Origin of the sequence: Amycolatopsis sp. lyj-84 (assembly GCF_046549075.1) — a bacterium.
Lineage (GTDB): Bacteria > Actinomycetota > Actinomycetes > Mycobacteriales > Pseudonocardiaceae > Amycolatopsis.
Window position 1 is genome coordinate 20,932 of sequence record NZ_JAJPWO010000021.1, and the last position, 22,938, is coordinate 43,869.

Annotated in this window: 24 protein-coding genes and 1 riboswitch; of the genes, 10 read left to right on the forward strand and 14 right to left on the reverse strand. The window is 69.3% G+C overall.

Annotated features, from left to right (window positions below; all coding sequences use genetic code 11):
- Positions 1-22 precede the first annotated feature (22 nt).
- Positions 23-796: an enoyl-CoA hydratase-related protein gene (locus ACLJRM_RS40580; RefSeq protein WP_410666082.1), complete on the forward strand. Its 774-nt coding sequence runs from the start codon at positions 23-25 to the stop codon at positions 794-796.
- Here the strand turns inward: ACLJRM_RS40580 and ACLJRM_RS40585 are convergent.
- The 3 genes from ACLJRM_RS40585 to ACLJRM_RS40595 are packed head-to-tail and all read right to left on the reverse strand — an operon-like array spanning position 793 to position 1,846.
- Complete coding sequence (locus tag ACLJRM_RS40585; protein WP_101606034.1) at positions 793-1,149, reverse strand: barstar family protein; 357 nt, start codon at positions 1,147-1,149, stop codon at positions 793-795. The genes ACLJRM_RS40580 and ACLJRM_RS40585 overlap by 4 nt on opposite strands.
- Entirely contained in the window at positions 1,146-1,631 is a 486-nt protein-coding gene (locus tag ACLJRM_RS40590) for a ribonuclease domain-containing protein (RefSeq protein ID WP_101606033.1), read from the reverse strand. Before ACLJRM_RS40590 ends, ACLJRM_RS40585 begins: the two co-directional genes overlap by 4 nt.
- A gap of 11 nt (positions 1,632-1,642) precedes the next feature.
- Positions 1,643-1,846: a CDP-alcohol phosphatidyltransferase family protein gene (locus ACLJRM_RS40595; RefSeq protein WP_101606032.1), complete on the reverse strand. Its 204-nt coding sequence runs from the start codon at positions 1,844-1,846 to the stop codon at positions 1,643-1,645.
- A 59-nt stretch (positions 1,847-1,905) separates the two neighbouring features.
- On the opposite strand from ACLJRM_RS40595, the gene ACLJRM_RS40600 reads away from it, so the two are divergent.
- The 3 genes from ACLJRM_RS40600 (at position 1,906) to ACLJRM_RS40610 (ending at position 5,705) form a co-directional block, all read left to right on the forward strand.
- The gene (locus tag ACLJRM_RS40600) at positions 1,906-2,871 is read left to right on the forward strand and encodes a zinc-binding alcohol dehydrogenase family protein (RefSeq protein ID WP_101606031.1); all 966 of its coding nucleotides are present in this window, start codon (positions 1,906-1,908) and stop codon (positions 2,869-2,871) included.
- Between the two features lie 173 nt (positions 2,872-3,044).
- Positions 3,045-4,091 (forward strand): alpha/beta hydrolase, encoded by a 1,047-nt coding sequence (locus ACLJRM_RS40605; protein ID WP_101606030.1) that lies wholly within the window; start codon positions 3,045-3,047, stop codon positions 4,089-4,091.
- 135 nt (positions 4,092-4,226) lie between these two features.
- Positions 4,227-5,705 (forward strand): amino acid permease, encoded by a 1,479-nt coding sequence (locus tag ACLJRM_RS40610; protein WP_410666083.1) that lies wholly within the window; start codon positions 4,227-4,229, stop codon positions 5,703-5,705.
- Here the strand turns inward: ACLJRM_RS40610 and ACLJRM_RS40615 are convergent.
- Positions 5,680-6,729, reverse strand: coding sequence for an NAD(P)H-dependent flavin oxidoreductase (locus ACLJRM_RS40615; protein WP_410666084.1), 1,050 nt, complete (start codon positions 6,727-6,729; stop codon positions 5,680-5,682). The genes ACLJRM_RS40610 and ACLJRM_RS40615 overlap by 26 nt on opposite strands.
- A 154-nt stretch (positions 6,730-6,883) precedes the next feature.
- Between ACLJRM_RS40615 and ACLJRM_RS40620 the strand changes: the two genes are divergently transcribed.
- From ACLJRM_RS40620 to ACLJRM_RS40630, 3 genes are all read left to right on the forward strand, one after another.
- A complete protein-coding gene (locus ACLJRM_RS40620) occupies positions 6,884-8,647 on the forward strand; it encodes a family 20 glycosylhydrolase (RefSeq protein WP_168214242.1) in 1,764 nt (587 codons plus the stop codon).
- Between the two features lie 70 nt (positions 8,648-8,717).
- On the forward strand, positions 8,718-9,296 hold the full coding sequence (locus ACLJRM_RS40625; RefSeq protein ID WP_410666085.1) for a hypothetical protein: 579 nt from the start codon (positions 8,718-8,720) through the stop codon (positions 9,294-9,296).
- Positions 9,297-9,316: 20 nt separating this feature from the next.
- Positions 9,317-9,763: a pyridoxamine 5'-phosphate oxidase gene (locus ACLJRM_RS40630; protein WP_410666086.1), complete on the forward strand. Its 447-nt coding sequence runs from the start codon at positions 9,317-9,319 to the stop codon at positions 9,761-9,763.
- Positions 9,764-9,814: 51 nt separating this feature from the next.
- Here ACLJRM_RS40630 and lepA read toward each other — a convergent pair whose 3' ends face one another.
- Positions 9,815-11,653 (reverse strand): translation elongation factor 4, encoded by a 1,839-nt coding sequence (lepA, locus tag ACLJRM_RS40635; RefSeq protein ID WP_101606025.1) that lies wholly within the window; start codon positions 11,651-11,653, stop codon positions 9,815-9,817.
- A gap of 113 nt (positions 11,654-11,766) precedes the next feature.
- Between lepA and ACLJRM_RS40640 the strand changes: the two genes are divergently transcribed.
- Positions 11,767-12,354 (forward strand): class I SAM-dependent methyltransferase, encoded by a 588-nt coding sequence (locus tag ACLJRM_RS40640; RefSeq protein ID WP_410666087.1) that lies wholly within the window; start codon positions 11,767-11,769, stop codon positions 12,352-12,354.
- Here the strand turns inward: ACLJRM_RS40640 and ACLJRM_RS40645 are convergent.
- The gene (locus ACLJRM_RS40645) at positions 12,351-12,725 is read right to left on the reverse strand and encodes a VOC family protein (protein WP_101606023.1); all 375 of its coding nucleotides are present in this window, start codon (positions 12,723-12,725) and stop codon (positions 12,351-12,353) included. The two genes, ACLJRM_RS40640 and ACLJRM_RS40645, sit on opposite strands and share 4 nt — an antisense overlap.
- 23 nt (positions 12,726-12,748) lie before the next feature.
- Entirely contained in the window at positions 12,749-13,654 is a 906-nt protein-coding gene (locus ACLJRM_RS40650; RefSeq protein ID WP_410666088.1) for an EamA family transporter, read from the reverse strand.
- 332 nt (positions 13,655-13,986) lie between these two features.
- Between ACLJRM_RS40650 and rpsT the strand changes: the two genes are divergently transcribed.
- A complete protein-coding gene (rpsT, locus tag ACLJRM_RS40655) occupies positions 13,987-14,247 on the forward strand; it encodes a 30S ribosomal protein S20 (protein ID WP_037310642.1) in 261 nt (86 codons plus the stop codon).
- Between the two features lie 217 nt (positions 14,248-14,464).
- Here rpsT and holA read toward each other — a convergent pair whose 3' ends face one another.
- Positions 14,465-15,451, reverse strand: coding sequence for a DNA polymerase III subunit delta (gene holA, locus ACLJRM_RS40660; protein ID WP_101606021.1), 987 nt, complete (start codon positions 15,449-15,451; stop codon positions 14,465-14,467).
- A gap of 135 nt (positions 15,452-15,586) precedes the next feature.
- A riboswitch (SAM riboswitch) is annotated at positions 15,587-15,719 on the forward strand.
- A 12-nt stretch (positions 15,720-15,731) separates the two neighbouring features.
- On the opposite strand from holA, the gene thrC reads away from it, so the two are divergent.
- The gene (gene thrC / locus ACLJRM_RS40665) at positions 15,732-16,997 is read left to right on the forward strand and encodes a threonine synthase (RefSeq protein WP_101606020.1); all 1,266 of its coding nucleotides are present in this window, start codon (positions 15,732-15,734) and stop codon (positions 16,995-16,997) included.
- Between the two features lie 17 nt (positions 16,998-17,014).
- On the opposite strand, the gene ACLJRM_RS40670 is transcribed toward thrC, so the two are convergent.
- The 6 genes from ACLJRM_RS40670 to rsfS all read right to left on the reverse strand — a co-directional run bounded on the left by ACLJRM_RS40670 (position 17,015) and on the right by rsfS (position 22,889).
- On the reverse strand, positions 17,015-19,420 hold the full coding sequence (locus tag ACLJRM_RS40670) for a ComEC/Rec2 family competence protein (protein WP_410666089.1): 2,406 nt from the start codon (positions 19,418-19,420) through the stop codon (positions 17,015-17,017).
- Entirely contained in the window at positions 19,417-20,142 is a 726-nt protein-coding gene (locus tag ACLJRM_RS40675; protein ID WP_101606018.1) for a ComEA family DNA-binding protein, read from the reverse strand. Before ACLJRM_RS40675 ends, ACLJRM_RS40670 begins: the two co-directional genes overlap by 4 nt.
- A 146-nt stretch (positions 20,143-20,288) precedes the next feature.
- Positions 20,289-21,134, reverse strand: coding sequence for a DegV family protein (locus ACLJRM_RS40680; protein ID WP_101606017.1), 846 nt, complete (start codon positions 21,132-21,134; stop codon positions 20,289-20,291).
- A 10-nt stretch (positions 21,135-21,144) separates the two neighbouring features.
- A complete protein-coding gene (gene octT / locus ACLJRM_RS40685; protein WP_101606016.1) occupies positions 21,145-21,870 on the reverse strand; it encodes a diglucosylglycerate octanoyltransferase in 726 nt (241 codons plus the stop codon).
- A 3-nt stretch (positions 21,871-21,873) separates the two neighbouring features.
- On the reverse strand, positions 21,874-22,488 hold the full coding sequence (locus ACLJRM_RS40690; RefSeq protein ID WP_101606015.1) for a histidine phosphatase family protein: 615 nt from the start codon (positions 22,486-22,488) through the stop codon (positions 21,874-21,876).
- Positions 22,485-22,889, reverse strand: a complete 405-nt coding sequence (rsfS, locus tag ACLJRM_RS40695; RefSeq protein WP_101606014.1) for a ribosome silencing factor — start codon at positions 22,887-22,889, stop codon at positions 22,485-22,487. The genes ACLJRM_RS40690 and rsfS overlap by 4 nt, the downstream gene beginning before the upstream one ends.
- Positions 22,890-22,938: the final 49 nt, after the last annotated feature.

Consider the following 22,938-nt stretch of genomic DNA (forward strand, 5'->3'; position numbering starts at 1 on the left):
TCGCCCGTGCGAAGGTGTGGCCATGGCTGACGAACTGGTGCACTACGACGTGGTGGGCGGCACCGCCACGATCACCTTGGACTCCCCGCACAACCGCAACGCGCTCTCCGCCCAGCTGCGGCGTGAACTGAGCGAGTCGCTGGACAAGGCCCAGGCGGACGACGCGGTACGGGTCATCGTGCTCACCCACACCGGCCCGGTGTTCTGCGCCGGGATGGACCTCAAGGAGGCCCGCGGCGCCGGTGCGGGCGCCCAGGGCGTCAACGAGTTCCCGAAGATCCTCGAGCAGCTCTGGACCAGCCCCACGCCTGTCGTGGCGAGGCTGGCGGGCCCGGCACGGGCGGGCGGCATCGGCATGGTGGCCGCGACCGACATCGCCGTCGCCGTGCACGAAGCGACGTTCGCCTTCTCCGAGGTGCGGATCGGCGTCGTCCCCGCGGTCATCTCGCTCACCGTGCTGCCGCGGCTCAACGCCCGTGCCGCGCACGAGCTGTTCCTGACCGGCGACACCTTCGACGCGAAGCGCGCCGTCGAGATCGGCCTGCTGAACTCGGCCGTCTCGGCCGACGAACTCGACGGCGAGGTCTCCCGCTACGTCAAGGCTCTCGCCCTCGGCGGCCCGAAGGCGCTCGCGGCGACGAAGGAGCTCCTCAGCAAGCCCCGCCCGGCGACACCCGGTGAAGGCTTCGAGGCCATGAACAAGCTGTCCGCCGGGTTCTTCGCGAGCGAAGAGGGCCAGGAAGGCATCACGGCCTTCGCGCAGAAGCGCAAGCCGAACTGGGTCCCGGAGGCCTAGTCCGGCAGGACCACGGTGAGGCGCCGGGAATCCGATCGGTCCCCGGTCGGTCCCAGCGCCCGCTGTGCGTCCGAGAGCACGCTCCGGACGGCCAGGTAGGCCTTCGGATCGCGATCCTTGAGCACCGAGGAACCGGACCAGATCAGCACGTGCTCACCCGTCGGGAGCCACGACAGGTCGGTGAGGCAGTCGTAGAGCGCGTCGAGGTTCTTCCCGAAGTAATCGGGGAACGACAGCGCCTCCGCGATCGCGTCGAGCGTGGTTGCCTTGTCGACCGTCCGGCCGCCGTCGATCAGATGCGGATGCGCGCCGCGGGTGAACGCCTTGTCCGCCGCGTCCTTCGCCGCGCTCATCGATCGGTGTCCACTACGACGAAGGACTTGTAGTGGTCCTCGGTGTAGTACAGCTCTTTGCCGGTACCTCTCACCAGCCGCCTCGCCCCGCGATCCGGGCTGCCCGGCGTCTTGACCGTGTATTCCCGGTAGTAGCCGGACGCCTTGGCGGGCAGGACCTTTTCCCGGTTCTGGAAGAGGACGTCGTCGTTGCGCGGATACGGATACGGTCCGCCCGCCTTGATGAGCCCCCAGGTCTCGGATGCCTGCGGGGGCAGTCCCGTGAGCGGTTTGACCGGGAGACCGGACTCCTCGCCCGCGACCTTGCCCTTGGCCCGGTTCGCTCCGGTCTCGCCCGACGGCTTCGCCGAAGCGGACGAGCTCGCCGGGGCCGAGTTGCTCTTCGAATCGTCACCGCTGATGCCGTCCTTGACGAACCAGCCGGCGAGCACCAGCACGATCAGGCCGATCAGGGCGGCGGTGATCCGCCTACGGTTGAACATGGTGCGCCAGCTTAGGAGGGCCGGTCGGGGTCGTTCGCATCGCGGGCCGTGCCGAAGAGCCGGGCGACCTTCCCGAAGAGCGTGTCGAGCAGCCAGGCAGCGACCAGGCACAGCGGCACCACGACCGCCATGACCAGCACGAACTGCACGGGGAACGGGGCCTGCGCGAGCCACAACTCGACGCCGTCCCACCAGTCTGCAAGCCCGTTGAACACGCTGTGAGCCTACGCTCGTACCCCCTGCCACCGCCGGTCAGGCCATGTAGGTTGCTGGAATGTTCGCCGTTTACGCTTCCGAACCCAACGCCGAAAAGCCGCTGGACTCGCTCGTGATCGGCGAGCGACCCGAGCCCGAGGTGCCCGAAGGCTGGGTGCGGGTCAACGTCAAGGCCGCCAGCCTCAACATGCACGACCTGTGGACGCTGCGCGGCGTCGGCATCAAACCCGAGCAGTTCCCGATGATCCTGGGCTGCGACGGGGCGGGCACCCTCGACGACGGCACCGAGGTCGTCCTCCACTCGGTGATCAACGCCCCGGGCTGGCAGGGCGACGACACTCTCGACCCGAAGCGCACCCTGCTCACCGAGAAGCACCAAGGCTCGTTCGCCGAACAGGTCGTGGTCCCGGCGCGCAATGTCGTTCCGAAGCCGTCGAGCCTGAGCTTCGCGGAAGCCGCGACCATGGGCACGGCGTGGCTGACCGCGTACCGGATGCTGTTCGTGAAGTCCGGGCTGCGGCCGGGACAGACGATGCTGGTCCAGGGCGCTTCCGGCGGCGTCTCGACCGCCCTCGTGCAGCTCGGACGTGCGGCCGGATTCCGGGTTTGGGTGACAGGGCGTAGCGAAGAGAAGCGTGCGCTGGCCGAGAATCTGGGTGCACATCAGACCTTTGAGTCCGGCGCGCGGCTGCCGGAGCGGGTCGACGCGGTCTTCGAGACCGTCGGGAAGGCGACCTGGTCCCACTCGGTGAAGTCGCTCAAACCGGGCGGGATCATCGTGGTTTCGGGCTCGACCAGCGGTCCGGACGCTCACGCGGAGTTGCAGCGCGTGTTCTTTCTGCAACTGCGTATCGCGGGTTCGACGATGGGGACCAGGGACGAACTGACCGATCTCCTCGCTTATCTGGAGCTCACCGGGGTCCGACCGCAGATCGGCGCGGAATTGCCTTTCTCGGAAGCGAAAACCGGGTTTAAGAACATGCTCGACGGGGAAACCTCAGGAAAGGTCGTCTTCGCGCATTGATCGGAGGGGTGCGACCAGCCCCTCGCTGCGCACGCAGACGCACATCCCCGCGTTCCTCGCAGGTCAAACCGCGATTTTCCGATCTTGTCAAGTGTCAAGAACGTTATGACTCAGCAAGATTCTTACGACCAAAGTTCGACCAAAATCCGACCTCTCGCGGTTAACCTGGAATCATGACCGCATCGCAGCGGCCCGAACCGGCGGACCCCGGGGGCCGGAACAACGCCGACGCCGACCCGATCCGCGTCTCTTTCCGGCGCTATGCCGGTGTCCGCACCAGAGTGCTCGAAGTCGGGCCGCAGCCGGTGGAATCCACCGACCGCGCGCCCCGGCGGGTACTCGGCAAGCGGGCCACCGCGCGCGGGCACGCCAAGCCGACGGCCCCGAGGCTGGTGCTGCTGCACGGCTATTGCGACAGCGCCGACACCTGGCGCCCGGTTCTGGAGCTGCTCGCGGCCGCCGGTGTTCCGGCGGTCGCGGTCGATCTGCCCGGCTTCGGTGACGCTCAGCCACTCCGGCCCGGCCCGATGCTCCCGCAACTGGACGCCTTCACCGCGGCCGTGATCAAAGAGCAGGCCGTACTCGGCACGGTGGTGCTCGCCGGCAACTCGCTCGGCGGCACGATGAGCCTGCGTGCCGCCGAAAACCACCGGCTGCCGGTCTCGGGCGTGGTGTCGATCGCCGCGCCCGGTTTCGTGGACAGCTGGCTGATCCGTACCGTGGCCCGCTACCCGCTGCCGCTGCGGATGTACTCGGCCCTGCCGTTGCCGATCCCCGGCTTCCTCGTGCGCGCCGTCGCCGAGCAGGTCGTCCCCCGGCTGCTGTACGCCAACGCCACCGCCGCGGACGCCGAGCAGGTGCGCCGGTTCACGTCGCTGTTCCCGGACTACCGCTCCACCACCAGCCGGCTCGAACAGGCGAGGCAACTCGTCGAGGAGCTGACGAACGCGTACCGGCTCGAAGAGGTCCGCATCCCGCTCCTGGTGGTCGTCTGTGGCAAGGACAAGCTGGTCAGCGCCGCCTCCGGACGGCAGCTGCACGCACTGGTCCCGCACAGCAGGTTGATGGTCCGCGAGGACTGGGGCCACTGCCCGCAGCTGGACGACCCCGTCGAGATCTCGGAGCTGCTGACCTACTTCTCCGCCAGCGCGTCGAGGCCGTCGAAGATCGCCGCCGCTCGCGTGGCCGCCGAAGTGAGCGAGGACACCGTCGCCGGATAGGTGCGGTGTCCCGACTCCCGCTACGTCCATCCATGCCCCCGCCGCCACCCTCAACGGAGCCGCTTCGCGGCACTTGCCTAGTCTCCACTCGGACTGTGACCCAGTCCGAAAGTCACAACCTGTTGGGAGACGACGATGTCCGCACCGCGCAGCCTGGGCACGGGATCCGGGATGTTCCGCCGCAAACCGATCGACCAGATCCAAGAACTCAGTGACGGCGGTGGCGGGCTCCAGCGCACGCTGGGCCTGCGCCAGCTGACCGCGATCGGCGTCGGCGGCATCATCGGCGCGGGGATCTTCTCCCTGGCCGGCGCGGTCGCGAACCAGACGGCCGGCCCCGCCGTGCTCATCTCGTTCCTCATCGCCGGTATCGCCAGCGCGGCCGCCGCGTTCTCCTACGCCGAGTTCGCCGGGCTGATCCCCCGCGCCGGATCCGCGTACACCTACGGCTACACGGTGCTGGGCGAGATCGTCGGCTGGTTCATCGGCTGGGACCTGCTGCTCGAGTACACCGCGATCGTGGCGGTGGTCGCGATCGGCATCTCCGGCTACTTCAACGAGCTGCTGGGCTACCTCGACATCGATCTCCCGACGTGGATGCTGGGCGCTCCGGGCACCGAAAAAGCCGGCGTGGAGCCGGGGTCCTACAAGATCAACCTGTTCGCCGTGCTGCTGTGCCTGCTGATCGCCTTCATCCTCAACCAGGGTATGAAGAACGCTGCCCGGTTCGAGACGCTGCTGGTCTATCTGAAGGTCGGCCTGGTCCTGCTGGTGATCGTCGTCGGCGTCTTCCACATCAACACCGACAACTACTCGAACTTCTTCCCGTTCGGCCTCAGCGGCGCGTTCACCGGCGCGGCGACGGTGTTCTTCGCGGTCTTCGGTTATGACGCCATGTCCACCGCGGCCGAGGAATCGACCGACTCCCAGAAGCACATGCCGAAGGCGATCATCTACTCGCTCGCCATTTCGATGGTGCTCTACGTGCTGGCCTGCCTGGTCCTGACCGGGATGGTCAACTACAAGGACATCGACAGCGAAGCCGCGTTCTCCAGCGCCTTCGCCGGTGTCGGGATGAAATGGCTCGGCCTGATCATCGCGGTCGGCGCGATCATCGGTATCACCACGGTGCTGTTCACCTTCCTGATGGGCGCGAGCCGCGTCGGCTACTCGATGAGCCGCGACGGCCTGCTGCCGAAGTGGTTCAGCAAGACCCACCCGGTGCGCAAGGTGCCGAGCCGGATGACGTGGGTGCTCGGCGTCGCGTCGGCGATCATCGCCGGGCTGCTGCCCATCGGCGAGGCAGCGGAACTGACGAACATCGGCATCCTGCTCGCGTTCGTCGTCGTCTGCGTCGCGGTGATCGTGCTGCGCTACAAGCAGCCGGACCTGCCGCGGACGTTCAAGACCCCGGGCATGCCGGTCGTGCCGATCATCGGCATCGTCTTCTCGATCTGGCTGATCACGTTCCTGAACTACCACACCTGGCTGCGGTTCGCGGCCTGGTTCGGCCTCGGCCTGATCGTCTACTTCGCCTACAGCCGCCGTCACTCCGCGATGAACCCGGGCAACGGCAACACGAAGCAGGTCAGCGGAGACGACTCAAACGCGTAGCGGCTTCGCGGGCTTCGGCTTGGAGGCGTTCGACGATCGACGCCGCCGGGCCGGAGCCCGCGAGTTCGTAGGTCTGCCCCGCGTAGAGGGACATCACTTCCGGGTCCCCGGCCTTGCCCGCCGCCGCGCGGATCGGTTTGGTCAGGTTGTTGATTTCCGGATACGCCGACGGCGCCGCGGCCGAGAAGTCCGCGACCGCGCGGTTGACCAGTGACCGGGCGGGACGCCCGCTGAACGCCCTGGTGAATGCCGTCGCCCTTCCCCCGTCCGCGAGCGCCTGCCGGTGCGCGGGCTGCGTCCCGGCTTCGTCCGCACGCAGGAACGCGGTACCCAGCTGCGCCGCGTCGGCGCCCGCCGCCAGCACCGCCGCGATGTCGGCGCCGTGCACGAGCCCACCGGTCGCGACGAGCGGCAAGTCCGTCCGTGCCGAGACCAGGCGAAGCAGGCTGAGCACGCCGTACTGCACTCCCCCGCCTTCGGCTCCGGGCTCGTCAGCGAAGAGCCCTCGATGCGCTCCGGCTTCGAATCCCTGGACCACGAGCGCGTCCGCGCCGGCCGCCACCGCCTGGTCGGCCTCCGCCGGGCTGGTGACCGTGACGGCCACCTTGCTCCCGTTGGCGTGCAGGCGTTCGACGTCCTCGGGTGAGGGCGTGCCGAAGGTGAAGGAAACGACCGGCACCTTCCGCTCCAGCACGACCTCGAGCTTCGCGGTGTAGGCGTCGTCGTCCCAGCGCGGCTCGCCCGGCTCGACGCCGTAGCGCTCGGCCTCCGCGCGCCAGCGCTCGAGGTGGCCGCCGAGATCCGCCGTCGCGGCGCCACCCGGGACGAAGAGGTTCACCCCGAACGGCTCACCGGTGAGTTCGGCCGTCTTCGCGATCCGGTCCGCCAGGGCGTCGGCGCTCAGATAGCCCCCGGAGAGGAAGCCGAATCCGCCCGCCGCGGTCACCGCGGCCACGAGCTCCGGAGTGGTCGGCCCGCCCGCCATCGGGGCCGCGATCACGGGGAAACGCAGGTCTTCGAACACGTTTCCGACGATAGTCCTCCCGTGGCGACACGGTATGTGACGTTCGAGTCACGCCAAGGTTCCTTGCTGGTGGTCTAGACCTTTAACGCCGAAAATGCGACGATCGGACGAGTCGTGACGCGGGTCACGTCTCCCAAGTCCCCAGGAGGCCCTGGTGAAGACCTTGAGAGTGCGGCTCGGCCGCGCCTTCGTCGGGGTGGCGCTGCTCGCCGGCGTCACCACCGCAGCCGCCCCCGTCGCCGACGCGGCCACCCCGCCGTTGCAGGCGATCGTCCCGGTACCGGTCTCGGCCCAGGCGGTCACCGGCGCCGACCACGCCCTGACCGCGACCACCAAGATCTACACACAGGCCGGTTCGGCGCCCGCCAAGGCCGTCGGCGAGTACCTCGCCGGGGTCCTCCGCACGTCCACCGGCTTCGCCCTGCCCGTCTCCGACGCGCCCTCGGGCACGCCGACCGACGGCATCTCGCTACTGCTGTCCGGCGCCGATGCCCGAGTCGGCGACCAGGGTTACCAGCTGAACTCGACGTCCGCCTCGGTCATCCTGCGCGCGACGACGGCCCAGGGCCTCTTCGGCGGCGTTCAGACGCTGCGCCAGTTGCTGCCCGGCAAAGTCGAGAGCCCCACGGTGCAGCAGGGCCCCTGGACCATTCCGGGCGCCACCATCCTGGACTATCCGCGTTTCGGCTATCGCGGCGCGATGCTCGACGTCGCCCGGCACTTCCACCCCGTCGCGACCGTCAAGCGGTACATCGACCAGCTGGCGCAGTACAAGATCAACAACCTGCACCTGCACCTGGCCGACGACCAGGGCTGGCGCATCCAGATCGACAGCTGGCCACGGCTGACGACCTACGGCGGCAGCACCCAGGTCGGCGGCGGCGCCGGTGGCTACTACACCAAGGCGCAGTACACCGAGATCGTGAACTACGCGGCTTCGCGGTTCATCACGGTCATCCCGGAGATCGACATGCCCGGGCACACCAACGCCGCCCAGGCGTCGTACGCCGAACTGAACTGCAACAACACCGCTCCCCCGCTGCGTACCGACACCGCGGTCGGTTACAGCTCGCTCTGCATTTCGAAGGAGCTCACCTACACCTTCGTCAACGACGTGATCCGGGAGGTCGCCGCGCTGACACCCGGGCCGTACTTCCACCTCGGCGGTGACGAGGCCCAGGCCACCAGCGACGCGGACTACCGCACCTTCATGAACCGTGTGCTGCCGATGGTGGCCGCCGCGGGCAAGCAGGTCGTCGGCTGGCACGAGATCGGCAAGGCCACCCTGCCCGCCACGGCGACCCCGCAGTTCTGGGGCACGACGACCTCCAGCACGGAGGTCTCGAACGCCGTCGCCCGCGGCAGCAAGGTGATCCTGTCGCCGGCGAACAAGGCGTACCTGGACATGAAGTACAACTCCAGCACGCCGATCGGGCTGTCGTGGGCGGGATACATCGAGGTCCAGGACGCCTACAACTGGAACCCGGGCGCCTACCTCTCCGGCGTGCCCGAATCCGCCGTCCGCGGCGTCGAATCCCCGCTGTGGACCGAAACCGTGGTGACCCCGGCGAACATCGACTACCTCGCCTTCCCGAGGCTTCCGGCGCACGCCGAACTCGGCTGGTCGCAGTGGTCGACGCACGACTGGAACGTCTTCCGGGTACGCCTCGGCGCGCAGGCCCCGCGCTGGCAGGCACAAGGCATCAACTACTACGCGTCGAGCCAGGTGCCTTGGGAAACCGGATCCGGCAACCCCGGCACCTGCTCACTCCCGGCGTGGGACCGCGCCTCGGTCTACACCGGCGGAGCGACCGTCTCCCACAACGGGCACAAGTGGGCGGCACAGTGGTGGACGCAGGGCGAAGAGCCCGGGACCACCGGCCAATGGGGAGTCTGGCGCGACAACGGCACCTGCTGAATCCGGCCGGGGCCGGTGGGGATTCCGGAAATCCTCGCCGGTCCCGGCCAAAACTTTCTAAACTGGCGGCATGGGGGCACACCCGGCGAAAACACGCTGGCACCACAGGTTCGCCGTTCACGAGATGATGGGCGCGGTCACCGGCGGCATCGGTCTCCTCGTGGCCATCGGGTACGTGACGATGCTGGCCATGGGCGGGCAGGTCCCTCCGTTGCCGTTCATGGTTCCGTTTCTTCTCGTCTGGCTGGCGGCGGGGTTCTCGACGGCGGTGCCCGTCCTTTCCCAGCGGTCATCCGGGATCCGAGTCCGTGAAGAAGGCCGGTTCTTCCCCCGACGACACATCGCCTGGGAAGACATCTCGGAGTTCATCGTGACCTCGAAGGCCGAAGATCTCACGTCGGAGTTCCTCAAGGCTCCCAAGACCGAGGAGTTCGGAGCCGGCCGCTCGATCCTCGTCGTCAAGCTCCGGGACGGCCGCCGGGTGCCGACGGAATTCCAAAGCCTGGGAAAGGAATCCCCCTTTGCCCCCGGCCCGGACGGGGAAGAGAGTCCCGGCTTCTATTGGCAACCGGCCAGGAAGTTCGACAACACCGTCATCGCCCTCCGGGCCGCTCTCGCGGCTCACCGCTCGTCTCCCGCGGAGGGCTGACCGGGCGCTACGGTGGTTCCATGGCCGCAGACCTCGAACTCGTCCGCACTCTTTCCTTGCGCGAAAACGGACTCGCGACCGTCGCGACGGTCCGCGCGGACGGCACCGTGCACTCGTCGGTGGTGAACGCCGGGGTGATCGAAGACCCCGTCACCAAGGCTCCGGGAGTCGGTTTCGTCGCGGTGGGCGGGGCGAAGAAACTCGACCTGTTCCGCCGGGCGGGCCACGCCACGATCACCTTCCGCCGCGGCTGGGAATGGGCGGCGGTCCAGGGCGCCGTCCACCTCATCGGCCCGGACGACCCGGATCCGGACTTCGACCCGGCCGGGCTCCCCGGGCTGCTGCGCGAGGTCTTCGTCGCGGCGACAGGCACCCATGACGACTGGGACGAGTACGACCGCGTGATGGCGGCCGAACGCCGTGTCGCCGTCTTCGTCACGGCGAACCGTGTCAGCGGAAATCGCTGACACGAAAAAGGCCGCCCGACAACGCTTCGGGCGGCCTTTTCGCGAGTATCGCTACTTCTTCTTGCCGTTGTCCTCAGTGGACAGTGCGGCGACGAAGGCCTCCTGCGGGACCTCGACCCGGCCGACGGTCTTCATCCGCTTCTTGCCTTCCTTCTGCTTTTCCAGCAGCTTGCGCTTACGCGAGATGTCACCGCCGTAGCACTTCGCGAGCACGTCCTTGCGGATCGCGCGGATGGTCTCGCGGGCGATGATCCTGGCCCCGATGGCGGCCTGGATCGGCACCTCGAAGTTCTGCCGCGGGATCAGCTCGCGAAGCCGGTTCACCATGCGGTTGCCGTAGTTGTAGGCGTCGTCCTTGTGCACGATCGCGGAGAACGCGTCCACACCCTCGCCCTGCAGCAGGATGTCCACCTTGACCAGGTCCGCCGCCTGCGAACCGGCCTCTTCGTAGTCCAGCGACGCGTAGCCACGCGTACGCGACTTCAGCGTGTCGAAGAAGTCGAAGATGATCTCACCCAGCGGCATGTTGTACCGCAGCTCGACGCGGTCCTCGGACAGGTAGTCCATGCCGAGCAGCTGGCCGCGCTTGTTCTGGCACAGCTCCATGATCGTGCCGATGAACTCGGACGGCGCCAGGATGCTCACCTTGCTGACCGGCTCGAGCACCTTGTCGATCTTGTTCCCGGTCGGCCAGTCCGACGGGTTGGTGACGTGGATTTGCTTGCCGTCGTCCTGCACGATGTCGTAGACCACGTTCGGCGCGGTGGAGATCAGGTCGAGGCCGAACTCGCGCTCCAGCCGGTCCCGGGTGATCTCCAGGTGCAGCAGGCCGAGGAAGCCGCAGCGGAAGCCGAAGCCGAGCGCCACCGACGTCTCGGGCTCGTAGTCCAGCGCGGCGTCGTTGAGCTGGAGCTTGTCCAGAGCCTCGCGCAGCTCGGGGTAGTCCGAACCGTCCACCGGGTACAGGCCGGAATAGACCATCGGCTTCGGCTCGCGGTAGCCCGCGAGGGCCTCCTTCGCGCCGTTGCGCTCGGAGGTCACGGTGTCACCGACCTTGGACTGCCGGACGTCCTTCACCCCGGTGATCAGGTAGCCGACCTCGCCGACGCCCAGCCCCTTGCTGGCCTTGGGCTCCGGCGAGATGATCCCGACTTCCAGCAGCTCGTGCGTGGCGCCGGTGGACATCATCTTGATCCGCTCGCGCGGGGTGATCTTGCCGTCGACGACCCTGATGTAGGTCACGACGCCCCGGTAGGTGTCGTACACCGAGTCGAAGATCATCGCCCGTGCCGGGGCGTCCGCGTCACCCTGCGGCGCGGGCACCTGCTTCACGACCTCGTCGAGGAGCTCGCCGACCCCGACACCGGTCTTCGCGGACACGCGGAGCACGTCCGACGGTTCGCAGCCGATGATGTGCGCGATCTCGGCGGCGTACTTGTCCGGGTCCGCGGACGGGAGGTCGATCTTGTTGAGCACCGGGATGATCTGGAGGTTGTTCTCCAGCGCGAGGTAGAGGTTCGCGAGCGTCTGCGCCTCGATCCCCTGTGCGGCGTCGACCAGCAGGACAGCCCCTTCACACGCTTCGAGCGCGCGGGAGACCTCGTAGGTGAAGTCGACGTGGCCGGGGGTATCGATCATGTGCAGGACGTGGTCCTGACCGTCGACCTTCCAGGGCAGGCGCACGTTCTGCGCCTTGATGGTGATCCCGCGTTCCCGCTCGATGTCCATGCGGTCGAGGTACTGCGCACGCATGGCCCGTTCCTCGACCACACCGGTGAGCTGCAGCATCCGGTCGGCCAGGGTCGACTTGCCGTGGTCGATGTGCGCGATGATGCAGAAGTTCCGGATGAGCTCCGGGGGCGTGAAGGTCGTGTCGGCGAACGTCGTCAACGGGTTTCCTCGCGAAGGTCGGGGTGTGCCACCTCTATGGTCCCATGCCGCTCCGGGTGCGAGTGGGGGTCATCCCCGATGCGGCCCGTGGCGTGCTGTGGTGCCCTCGAAGTATGAGTAATTCACTGACCCAGATCCTCGACAGGACGTTCGGCCATCCCAGGGGACTGCTCGGCCGGTTCGGTGGCCTGGCGATGGCGCACGGCAACGCTGCCACCGAACTCCGCATCGTCGAACTGGCGTCGATCGAGTCGGGCGAAACCACCCTGGTCGTGGGGCCTGGTCCTGGCATCGGCCTGCAAGCCGCGGCAGAACGCGCCGGCCGCGCGATCGGCGTCGATCCGTCCCCGGAGATGCTCGCCCGCGCCCGCAGACGGTGTGGCGACAAGGTGGAGCTGCGGAGCGGCGCCGCGGACTCCACGGGCGAGCCGGACGAGAGCGTCGACGTGGTCCTGAGCGTCAACAACGTGCAGCTGTGGGAGGACCGGGCGGCCGGGTTCGCCGAGTTGTTCCGCGTGCTCCGGCCGGGCGGCAGGCTGCTGCTGTCGTCGCACGAGAAGTGGCTGCCGGTTTCCCGCCACGAGCTGGCCGACGAAGCGGCCGCCGCCGGCTTCACCGACCTGCAGACCTGGACCTGGGACCCGCCGGGCTTCGGCGCCTCGCTCGCCGCTCAGCTGCGCGCGGTCAAGCCCGCGGCCTAACGCGGGTCGGTCCGCAACGGATGCTCACGCGGCACCTCGACCAGCACGATCCTGGTGCCGTCCGGGTCGGCGATCCACGCTTCGTCCAGGCCCCAGGGTTCACGGCGAGCCCCGCGAACCGGGTCCAAGCCCTTCGCGGCGAGTTCCTCGAGCGCCGCGGGGAGGTCACGGACCTGGAGCCACAAGGCGACGTCAGGGGTCGGGCCCGTCTTCCCGGTACCGACGATCTCGATCGACCCGTTCCCGGCGAAGAACACCGTCCCACCAGGGAATTCCTTGTCGATCGCCAAGCCAAGGGTGTCCCGATAGAACGCCGTCGACACGTCGAGGTCCTTCGGGTGGATCAGCACCCTGCTGCTCAGCACGTCCATGGCTCAATCCCTACCCGATGGGTTCAGGCCATCGCAATCGCGGCGATGCCCGCCAGCACCACCACGGACCCGACAAGCCTGCGCACGGCGTTCGCCTCCTTCAAGATCAGCCAGGCCGCCAGGCCGCCGAGGACGATGCTCAACTCCCGCGCGGGTGCGACGAGGCTCACCGGAGCGATCCGAAGCGCGTAGAGGACCAGCAGGTAGGCGATCGGTGAGAACAAGCCGACGATGACGATTTCGCGCTTGTGCTCGCGCCAGAGCCACGAGACCTCTTCGCGGTCCTTCAGCGCGTACGGCGCCATGAGCAGGCTCTGCACGATCGCGCCGGTTCCGAAGTAGACGATCGGCGGGACACCGAGACCGGTGACCGAATGCGCGTCCCAGAGCGTGTAGGCGGCGATCGTCAGCCCGGTCAGCAGCCCGTACGCCACGCCCTTGCGGCGAGCGACGCGATCCGCGGCGTCGGCGTGGGCGGGTGCCCGCCCGGTACCGATGACCAGCACCCCGGCGACCACGAGGAACGCGCCCACCAGGCCGAGCGGCCCCGGTCGCTCCCCGAGCAGCACGACGGCCGCCAGCACCGAGATCAGCGGCCCCGTCCCGCGGGCGAGGGGATACACGACGGACAGGTCACCGACGGCGTACCCCCGCTGGAGGACGACTCCGTAGGTGACGTGGAACACCGCGGTGACCGCGGCGGCCAGCAGCCATGTCCACTGTGGACGTTGCGGCTCCACGGCCAGCGAAACCGCCATGACGGGGATGAGCAGGATCGCGGACAAGCTGTAGTACGCCCAGACGAACCGGGCTCCGCCACGGCGGATCCGCTTGGCTGCCAGATTCCAGCCCGCGTGAATGATGGCGGCGGCGATGACGAGGGACAGGGCGGTGGCGTTCACTGCGGACCTTTCACGTTTTCCGCGCATGCGGAAAACACCGGTCCTCCAGGCTTTTGTCCCGTCAGATGAACGGCGGTGCTTCCGGCCCCGCCGATGGTGCCGCTCGGACCTGTCCCGCTTGCCCTGATTGTGTGTTTCGCTGAACGGGCAGGCGGCGGAACCCTAGGCACTACGCTCTCGACCGTACCGCAGAGCCCCTCCGGAGGCGGCCGAGATCCGCTCCGGGACGACTGTTAAGCTGGCCCTTCACCGCTGTGTGGCATTCCGTCATGGAGGAAACCCGCGCCGCTTTCACGAGCGCGCAGGGCCGGTCACAGCGCGGCGGTGAAACCACCGAGAGAGTCAAGAGGAGCGCCCCCGTGGCCAACATCAAGTCGCAGATCAAGCGCATCACCACCAACGAGAAGGCGCGTCAGCGCAACCAGGCGATCCGGTCCTCGGTGAAGACCGCGATCCGCAAGTTCCGCGAGGCCGCCGACTCCGGCGACAAGGCCAAGGCCCTGGAGCTGCAGAAGGACGCGGCCAAGAAGCTGGACAAGGCCGTGACCAAGGGCGTTCTCCACGCCAACCAGGCCGCCAACAAGAAGTCCGCGCTGGCGAAGCGCGCTAATTCTCTTTAATCGCGCGCTGACGTAAACGCGCCGAAGGGGCGTCGATCCGCTTGTCACTCACGTGGCGCGGGGAGGCGCCCCTTCATCGCGTTTACGTGGGCCTTCGGCCCAAGGGAGGGCGCGCGACTGGTGAAGTCTCGCCGTCGCGCTGACGCGCTTTCGGCGAGACAGTCCGCCGGTCGGGTTGTCGGGCGCGTTGACCTTCGGGGTTGGTCCGGCGGGTGTGTTAGCGGCTGGGGGTGCCGTGTGCGGCGACGACCTCCAGGACGGCGCGTTCCAACGCGTACTCCGGGTCGGCCGCGGCACCCTTGACCTCGGCGTTGAGCCGGGCGACGATCCGCATGGCGGTGGCGAGACCGTCCTGCCCCCAGCCGCGGGCCTGCCCCTGTGCCTTGCGTACCTTCCACGGCGGCATCCCCAGCTCGCCCGCCATCTGGTTCGGGTTCCCGCGACCCGCGCCCGACACTCGCGCGATCGTCCGGACGGCGTCGGCGAGGGCGTCCGCGACCAGCACGTACGGAACGCCCAACTGCATCGCCCAGCGCAGTGACTCCAGCGCCGCCGCCATGTCGCCGGCGACGGCCTTCTCGGCGACGGCGAACCCGTTCACGTCCGCGCGGCCCCGGTGGTAGCGGCGGACCGCCTGCTCGTCGACCGCTCCCCCGGCGTCCGCGACGAGCTGGGTCGCGGCCGACGACAACTCGCGCAGATCCGAGCCGACGGCATCGATCAGCGCGAGCACGGCCGCACCGTCGATCTTCCCGCCGACCCGGCGAACTTCGTTGCGGACAAAGGATTCCCGCTCAGCCGCCTTGGTTAGTTTCGGGCACTCGACGACCTCCGCCCCGGCCTTCTTCAAGGCTGCGGGAAGCGCCTTCGCGGCCTTGCTCCGGCCGCCTCCGCTGTGCACGACGACGAGCACGATGCCCTCGGCGGGCGCCTTGACGTAGGCCATCACCCCGTCGGCGAGCTCCTGCGAGATATCGTGCGCGGATTCGAGGACGATCACCCTGCCCTCGGCGAACAACGAGGGGCTGACCATCTCCGCGAGCGCGGGGACTGTGAGGTCGGACACCCGGATCCGGGACAGATCCGCTGTCGGATCGGCCGCTTTGGCCGCGTCCGAAGCGCTGCGGACCGCGCGTTCGATCAGCAGCTCTTCCTCACCGAGAACCAGGACCAGCGGCGATGGGGCGGAAGCTTGCGTCGTCACGGTGACGATCCTCCCACTCGTCCTCTCGGGTGCTTTGTCCGGTGACGTGTTCCGGGCACGGTGGCCCCACCCGAGCCTCATGTCGTACGGTGTTGGCGAGGCGACGCGATCGAACGCGTGCCGACAATCGAATACCGCTCATCCAGAGGGGCAGAGGGAACGGCCCGATGAAGCCCCGGCAACCGGCGTCAGCCTGTCATTCCGCGATCGCGGGATAGCTGACGAACACGGTGCCAATTCCGGCCCGCCATGGCGGGGCAGATGAGGAAGGAACCTCGCGATGACCGCAACCCTCGGCACGACCTCCACCACCAAGACCCCGGATCTCGGACCGGCCGTCGAACTGGTGTCGAAGGAAGAGGGACACCGGCAGCCGCTCGCCCCCGAATTCGTTTCCGCCGAGGACTTCTCGCCGCTCGAAGTCGCCTACGACTTCGGCCGCGTGCGCCGCGAGGACATCGAAGCCGGGCCGAAGAACATCTGGCGCTACAAGAAACTCCTTCCTGTTCCCTCGAACGTCGAGGAAATCCCCAACACCGAACCCGGCGCCACCAGGCTCATCCAGGCCGACAGGCTCGCGAAGGCGTTGGGCGTCAAGAAGGTCTGGGTCAAGGACGACACCGGCAACCCGACCCACTCGTTCAAGGACCGCGTGGTCGCCGTCGCGCTGGCCGCCGCGCGCGAGTTCGGGTTCGACGTGCTCGCCTGTCCGTCGACCGGCAACCTGGCCAACGCGGTCGCCGCCGCGGCGGCCCGCGCCGGCTGGCGGTCGGTCGTGCTGATCCCGAAGACCCTCGAGCGCGCCAAGATCCTCACCACCGCCGTGTACGACGGCGACCTGATCGCGGTCGACGGCAACTACGACGACGTGAACCGGCTCGCCACCCAGCTCGCCGCCGAGCAGGAGAGCTGGGCGTTCGTCAACGTGAACGTCCGGCCCTACTACTCCGAAGGCTCCAAGACGCTGGCCTTCGAGGTCGCCGAGCAGCTCGGCTGGCGGCTTCCCTCGCAGATCGTGGTGCCGATCGCCTCCGGTTCCCAGCTCACCAAGGTGGACAAGGGTTTCCGCGAGTTCGGGCAGCTCGGCCTCGTCGACGAGACGCCGTACAAGGTGTTCGGCGCGCAGGCCACCGGCTGCTCGCCCGTCTCGGCGGCGTTCCGCGCCGGCCACGACGTCGTCCAGCCGGTCAAGCCGGACACGATCGCCCGTTCGCTGGCGATCGGCAACCCGGCCGACGGCCCCTACGTCCTCGACGTGGTCAACCGCACCGGCGGTGCGATCGAAGACGTCACCGACGAAGAGGTCGTCGAGGGCATCCGTCTGCTCGCCCGCACCGAAGGCGTCTTCACCGAGACCGCGGGCGGCGTCACCGTGGCGACGGCCAAGAAGCTCATCGAGACCGGCAAGCTCAACCCCGACGAGGAGATCGTGCTCCTGATCACCGGTGACGGCCTCAAGACCCTCGACGCGGTCGAGGACAAGGTCGGCCCGAAGGCCACCGTCAGCGCCTCGGCCGACGCGGTCCGCGAGGCTCTCGGCATCTGAGTTCCCGGCGGCCCGCCTCACGAACGAGGCGGGCCGCGGGGCTCACCCCGGCGCGTCAGGGCGAGGCCTCCCGCGTCGGAGACGACCGCTGTGTCGCCGTCCGTGTCCGTCCTGGCGATCGCGGCACCGACCGCCCCCAGATTGTCCAAAGTGGACTTGTTCGGATGACCGTAGGTGTTTCCGGCGCCGACACTCACCAGTGCGACCCTCGGCGCGACGGCGTTGAGAAAATCCGGTGCCGTGTAACGACTTCCGTGATGCGGGACCTTCAAGACCTCGGCACGCAGATCGGCCCCCTCGGCCATCAGGTCGGCCTGGGCGGCGAGTTCGACGTCGCCGGTCAGCAGCAACCGGCCCGCCGGAGTCCCGGCACGCAGGACGACCGAACCGTTGTTGATCACCGTGCCGTCCTGTTCGAGGACCGAGCGCCGGGTGACGTATCGCGGCCCGAGTACGTCCAGCGACAGTCCGGGCCAGTCCAGCCGTTGCCCGATCCCCAGTTCCAGCAAGGGAATCCCGCGGCGTGCGGTCTCGTCGGCGACCTGCCGCCACGCCCAGGCGGGAGCCCTGCCCGGACCGACGGCGACCGCCCCGACCGACCGGCCCTCGAAGACGGATTCGAGACCTCCGATGTGGTCGGCGTGCAGATGGCTCAGCACGATCAGCGGAACGCGGTCCACCCCTAACCTGCTGAGGCATTCGTCCACCGGGCCTGGTTCCGGCCCGGTGTCGACCAGGATCGCCCTCCCGGGCTCGGCCGTGGCGAGGACGACTGCGTCACCCTGTCCGACGTCGCAAGCAACAGCGCTCCACGACGCCGGTGGCCACGCCGGGGCCAGCACCCGCACCGGCACGAAGACGAGGAGCCCGCCGGCCAGGGCGAGCGCCAGCAGGATCCTGCCGTGACGCAGCCGGATGGCGAGGAGCAGCACGACGAGCAGGCCGCCCGCCAGCAGCCCGCCCCACCAGCCATCCGGCCAGTCCACGACCGCTCCCGGCGCGCGGGCGCCATGGCGGGCCACGGTGATGAGCCAGCTCGCCTCGGGTTCGGTCAGGCGGACGAGCAGCCTGCCCGCCGACGGCCACCATGGTCCGAGAACGGTCGCGAGCACGCCGAACACGGTGGCCGGGGCGACCACGGGCGCGGCGAGCACGTTGGTCACCACCGAGACGAGACTGACCGATCCCGCCATGCCCGCGATGACCGGCGCCGTCATCACGAACGCGGCCAGCGGGATGGCCAGTCCCTCGGCGTAGCCGGCCGGAACTCCGCGTCCGACCAGCCACTCGGCCCACCTCGGGGCCAGCAGTACCAGCCCGGCCGTGGCCAGCACCGAAAGCGCGAACCCGAAGTCGGCGGCCATCGCGGGATCGGCCACGACGAGCCCCGCCACCGCGAACGCCAGCGCGGGCAGCGCCGAACCCCGGCGCCCCAGTGCGAGCGCCAGCAATCCGACCGCCCCCATCACCCCGGCGCGGAGCACGCTGGGCGCGGGCCCGGCGAGGACCACGAACCCGGCGAGCCCCGCGGCGGCCGCGGCGGCGGACGTCCGCGGCCCGACCCGGAGCACTCGCAGGAGGAGAAGGATCGAGCCGCAGACGATCGCCACGTTCCCACCGCTCACGGCCATCAGGTGGGACATGCCGGAGTCCGTGAACTCGCGCTCGACTCTGGGGGACAGTGTGCTCGTGTCCCCCACGACCAGTCCGGGCACCAGACCGGCCTGCTCCTCCGGGAGGACGGCGCACAGGTCCCGGAGCCCGGTGCGCAGCGATTCCGCGGCTCGCTGCCACCAAGGCGCCGGTCCGAGTGCCGACGGCGGACCTCGCACCGAGAGGACCGCGACCGTCAGTTCGGCCCCCTCTGCCGGTGCGAGCCGTCCGGAGGCGGTGACCTGCTGCCCGGGCAACAGGTCCGTCCACCCCTCGGCGGGAGCGAGCAGCAGGATCCGGCCTGCCGAATCCACCACCCGCTCCGCCGCCACCACGGCGTCCACCGTCGCGGCGATGACCACCAGGCGGGTGCCTGCCCGGCGATCGGCGTATCCGGCACCGCGGACCGGACGTGGCCGCTCGGTGACCACCACCCTCATGGTGGCGTCGCTCCCCCGTGCGGCGGCGGCACGGAGGTCGTCCTGCTCGGCGGCCCGGATCCGCAGCGCCACCGGACCGGCGGTGAGCACCCCGAGGACCGCGAGCACGCCCAGGCCCGCCACCCACCGGGACGCCGTCCGGCGGGCACGGACACCGGCGGTGATCGCGAGCACCACGGCGGCCGCACCGCAGAGCATCGTGATCCACCAGCCGCCGAGCAACCCGGAGAGAGTGCCGAGCCAGGCCGTCGCCGCGGCCGGTATCAGCCGCAGATCCTGACCTCGCCACGACGTGGTGTCCACTTCGGACGGATCGGCGGACGGGTTCATCCGACGGACACCAACTCCCGGATCTTCTTGAATTTTGCTTCGCCGATCCCTTCTACGTCACGGAGTTGCTCGACCGTGGTGAACCCGCCGTGCCCGGACCGCCAGTCGACGATGCGTTTGGCCATCACCTCGCCGACCCCGGGCAGGGAGTCGAGTTGCTCGGCCGTGGCCGTGTTCAGGTCGAGCTTCCCGGTGGGTGTTCCTGTTCCGGCCGCGGCCGGAACAGGAACACCCACGGCCACCTGCTCGCCGTCGGTGAGCCGCCGGGCCAGGTTCAGCCCGGTCAGATCCGTTCCGGGCGGTGCCCCACCGGCCGCCGTGAGGGCATCGGCGACCCGTGCGCCCGGAGGGATCGTGACCAGGCCGGGTTTGAGCACCCGGCCGACGACACTGATCACCAGAGGCGCCTTGCCCGCCGCGGCGGGGGCGTCTCCGGCGGCCTTGGCCGACGGCAGGGGCGGCGGGGTCTCCGCCCCTGGCCGGTGTCCGAACAAAGCGATCGCGCCGGTCACGATCACGGCCACCGCGATCAGCACGGCCACCACGGCCACCCACCGCCGGTTCACCGGAACCCCGTCCGCCGTGAACCGGGCGGGCACCCAGCGGCGGACGAGCCTGCCCGAAGGCGGGCCCTGGGCGGCGGGCGGCGACAGCTGCGCGGCCAGCCACGCCAGCCTGGCGTTGGCGGAGGAGCCCGGTGGACGGGCGGTTTGGTCGAACACGTGACCGACGCTACGGAGCGGGGGCGGCGGGCGGCAGTGGAGAATCGCGAGGCTGTGGACAAGTGGGGTGTTGTGGACAACCCGGCCCCGGGCGGGACCGGATCACCGGTTTCCGTCGGGGCCGTGTGGGATGGTGGCGGGTTTCCCTAACCCGCCCGCTGGATCACGACACCGAGCACGCCGGGACCGGTGTGGGCCCCGATGACGGCGCCGATCTCCGACACCACGCACCCCTCCGGGCAGTCGATGGACTCTTCCAGCCGGTTGGCCAGTTCGACGGCGCGTTCCGGCGAGGCCAGGTGGTGGACGGCGATGTCGGCGAGTCCGCCGTCTGCCGCTTTCACGGCGAGTTCGACCAGTCGCGCCACCGCGCGATTCATCGTCCGCACCTTTTCCAGCGGCTGGATCTTGCCCTCGGACATGTGGAGCACCGGTTTCACCGCGAGCGCCGTGCCGAGCAAGGCCGCCGCCGGGCCGATCCGGCCGCCACGGCGCAGGTATTCGAGGGTCTCGACGGCGAACAAGGTCTCCGAACGGCTCACCGCGTCGACCGCGGCGGCCTCCACCTCGGCCGGATCGGCCCCGTCCGCGGCGGCGCTCGCCGCTCGCAGGGCGGCGAAACCGAGTCCCATCGCGGTGCTGCGCGAATCGACGACGCGCACCTTGTCCGGCCCGACCTCCTGGGCCGCGAGCACCGCCGCTTCCCAGGTCCCGGACAACTCACGGGACAGATGGACCGACACGACGGCGTCCGCGCCTTCGGCCAGGGCCGCGCGGAACTCCTTGACGAACTCGGCGGGGGTCGGCCGGGACGTCGTCACCATGCTGCGTTTGCCGAGCGCTTCGGCCAGGGCCGCGGGGCCCATTTCGACGCCGTCGAGGAACACGACTCCGTCCACGAGGACGTGCAACGGGACCACCCGGATCCCGTTCCGTTCGGCGAAGCCTTCCGGCAGGTGGGCGGTGGAATCCGTGACTACGGCGACCGACACGGCAGTCAGCCTACGTTGCCGCGGGGCGCAGCACCGGGGCCATCAGGCGGGCCATTTCCGCGCCGACGGCAGCGTGCCCTTCCCAGCCCCAGTGCATCCCGTCCGGATTGCCCCGGCCGCTCAGCACGTGATCGCCGACGACGGCCGCGAGATCGAGAAGCGGGACGTCCGCGCGGCGCCCCCAAGCGGCCATGGCCGCGGCGGCACCGGAACGGGCGGTGTGGACGCGGCCGTACGAGTCGGACCGGTGCACGGACGGCAGCATGCCGAAGATCGGCAGGTCCGGTCGCAGCACCCGCAGGGCTTCGACGGCCTCGTCGAGATAGCGGACGGTCAGCTTCGCCGGGAGGACGGCCGGACGTCCCCGGAAGGCGACGGCGAGCCGGGGCTGGGCGGCCAGATACGTCTTGCGCACCACCCGCCGCAGCTGGTCGGGTCGCAGGTAGCGCAGCCCGGTCCGCAGGTAGGTGGGCAACGGCGAAGGCAGGGTGTCCATGCTTCCGATGGCCAGCACCACGGCGTCGACGTGGTGGAGGTCGGCCCAGACCCGAGGATCGCCGGTCAGGGACCACCAGGCGTCACGGGCGTTCCAGCCGAACCCGGCGACGAGGTCCGCATCGCCACCGAGCGCTTCGGCGGCGATATTGGGCCACAGGCGCGCGTCGTCGGCGGCGAGCGGGCCGTCCGGGCCGTGGAAGCTGAGGGAATCGCCGAACACCAAGAGGCGCGGGGCCATGGATCAGCCGGTGATTCCCGCGTTGTAGGCGGCCAAGCGCCAGTTGCCGTCACGCCGGGTCAGCTCGACCCAGTGGCAGTTCGCGATCCCGCCCAGCGACGGCCAGGACGGGACCGGCAGGCCGAGCAGCTTCGCGGTCAGCGCGATGATCAGGCCGCCGTGCGTGGCCAGCAGGACGGCGTCGCCGGCGTCGGAATTGGCCTGGTCCAGATCCGCGACGACCTCCAACGCGCGTTCCGCGACGTCCACCCGCGACTCGCCGCCCGGCGGCGCCCAGGTCGCGTCGACCCGCCAGCGTGCGCGTTCCCCGGGGTACGCCTCGTCGACCTGCTGGCCGGTGAAGCCCTGCCATTCACCCAGGTGGGTTTCCCGCAGGCGCTTGTCGATCCGCAGGGGGACACCGATGGCCTCCGTGAGCACGGTGGCCGTGTCGGTCGCGCGGCGAAGATCCGAAGCGATCACCAGGTCGGGTGAAAACCGGGCGAGCGCGGGTACGGCGAACCTGGCCTGGTTCCAGCCGACCGGCGTCAGCGCGGAGTCCAGATGCCCTTGCATCCGGCCCGCCGCGTTGTAGTCGGTCTCGCCGTGGCGCCAGAGCACCAGGCGCCGCGGACTCACGAGGCGCCTTGCGCGTCGGCGGGGTCCTCCTGATCCGGCATGGTGAGACCGGCGACCTCGATACGAGGGCAGTCCTTCCAGAGCCGCTCGAGACCGTAGAAGGAACGCTCCTCCTGGTGCTGGACGTGGATGACGACGTCGACGTAGTCCAGCAGGACCCAGCGGCCTTCGCGGGCGCCTTCGCGGCGGACCGGCTTGTGCCCGCCGAGCCGCAGCTGCTCCTCGACGTTGTCGACGATCGCGCCGACCAGTCGCTCGTTGGGCGCGGACGCGATCACGAAGGCGTCGGTGATGACCAGCTGGTCGGACACGTCCAGCACGACCACGTCGCTCGCCTTCTTGTCCGCCGCCGCATGGGCGGCCGCTACGGCCAGCTCTCGTGCCTCGGACGTGGCTGTCACAGTTCTCCTCAAAAGATGGCTTTACTCGCAGGTGCGCCCGACGAGAGTA

Bases quoted from the DNA above. Each gene is read 5' to 3' on its own strand.
- ACLJRM_RS40580 (WP_410666082.1), top strand. From the start codon at position 23: ATGGCTGACGAACTGGTGCACTACGACGTGGTGGGCGGCACCGCCACG.
- ACLJRM_RS40585 (WP_101606034.1), bottom strand. From the start codon at position 1,149: ATGAGCGCGGCGAAGGACGCGGCGGACAAGGCGTTCACCCGCGGCGCG.
- ACLJRM_RS40590 (WP_101606033.1), bottom strand. From the start codon at position 1,631: ATGTTCAACCGTAGGCGGATCACCGCCGCCCTGATCGGCCTGATCGTG.
- ACLJRM_RS40600 (WP_101606031.1), top strand. From the start codon at position 1,906: ATGTTCGCCGTTTACGCTTCCGAACCCAACGCCGAAAAGCCGCTGGAC.
- ACLJRM_RS40605 (WP_101606030.1), top strand. From the start codon at position 3,045: ATGACCGCATCGCAGCGGCCCGAACCGGCGGACCCCGGGGGCCGGAAC.
- ACLJRM_RS40610 (WP_410666083.1), top strand. From the start codon at position 4,227: ATGTCCGCACCGCGCAGCCTGGGCACGGGATCCGGGATGTTCCGCCGC.
- ACLJRM_RS40625 (WP_410666085.1), top strand. From the start codon at position 8,718: ATGGGGGCACACCCGGCGAAAACACGCTGGCACCACAGGTTCGCCGTT.
- ACLJRM_RS40630 (WP_410666086.1), top strand. From the start codon at position 9,317: ATGGCCGCAGACCTCGAACTCGTCCGCACTCTTTCCTTGCGCGAAAAC.
- ACLJRM_RS40640 (WP_410666087.1), top strand. From the start codon at position 11,767: ATGAGTAATTCACTGACCCAGATCCTCGACAGGACGTTCGGCCATCCC.
- ACLJRM_RS40645 (WP_101606023.1), bottom strand. From the start codon at position 12,725: ATGGACGTGCTGAGCAGCAGGGTGCTGATCCACCCGAAGGACCTCGAC.
- ACLJRM_RS40650 (WP_410666088.1), bottom strand. From the start codon at position 13,654: ATGCGCGGAAAACGTGAAAGGTCCGCAGTGAACGCCACCGCCCTGTCC.
- thrC (WP_101606020.1), top strand. From the start codon at position 15,732: ATGACCGCAACCCTCGGCACGACCTCCACCACCAAGACCCCGGATCTC.
- ACLJRM_RS40670 (WP_410666089.1), bottom strand. From the start codon at position 19,420: ATGAACCCGTCCGCCGATCCGTCCGAAGTGGACACCACGTCGTGGCGA.
- octT (WP_101606016.1), bottom strand. From the start codon at position 21,870: ATGGCCCCGCGCCTCTTGGTGTTCGGCGATTCCCTCAGCTTCCACGGC.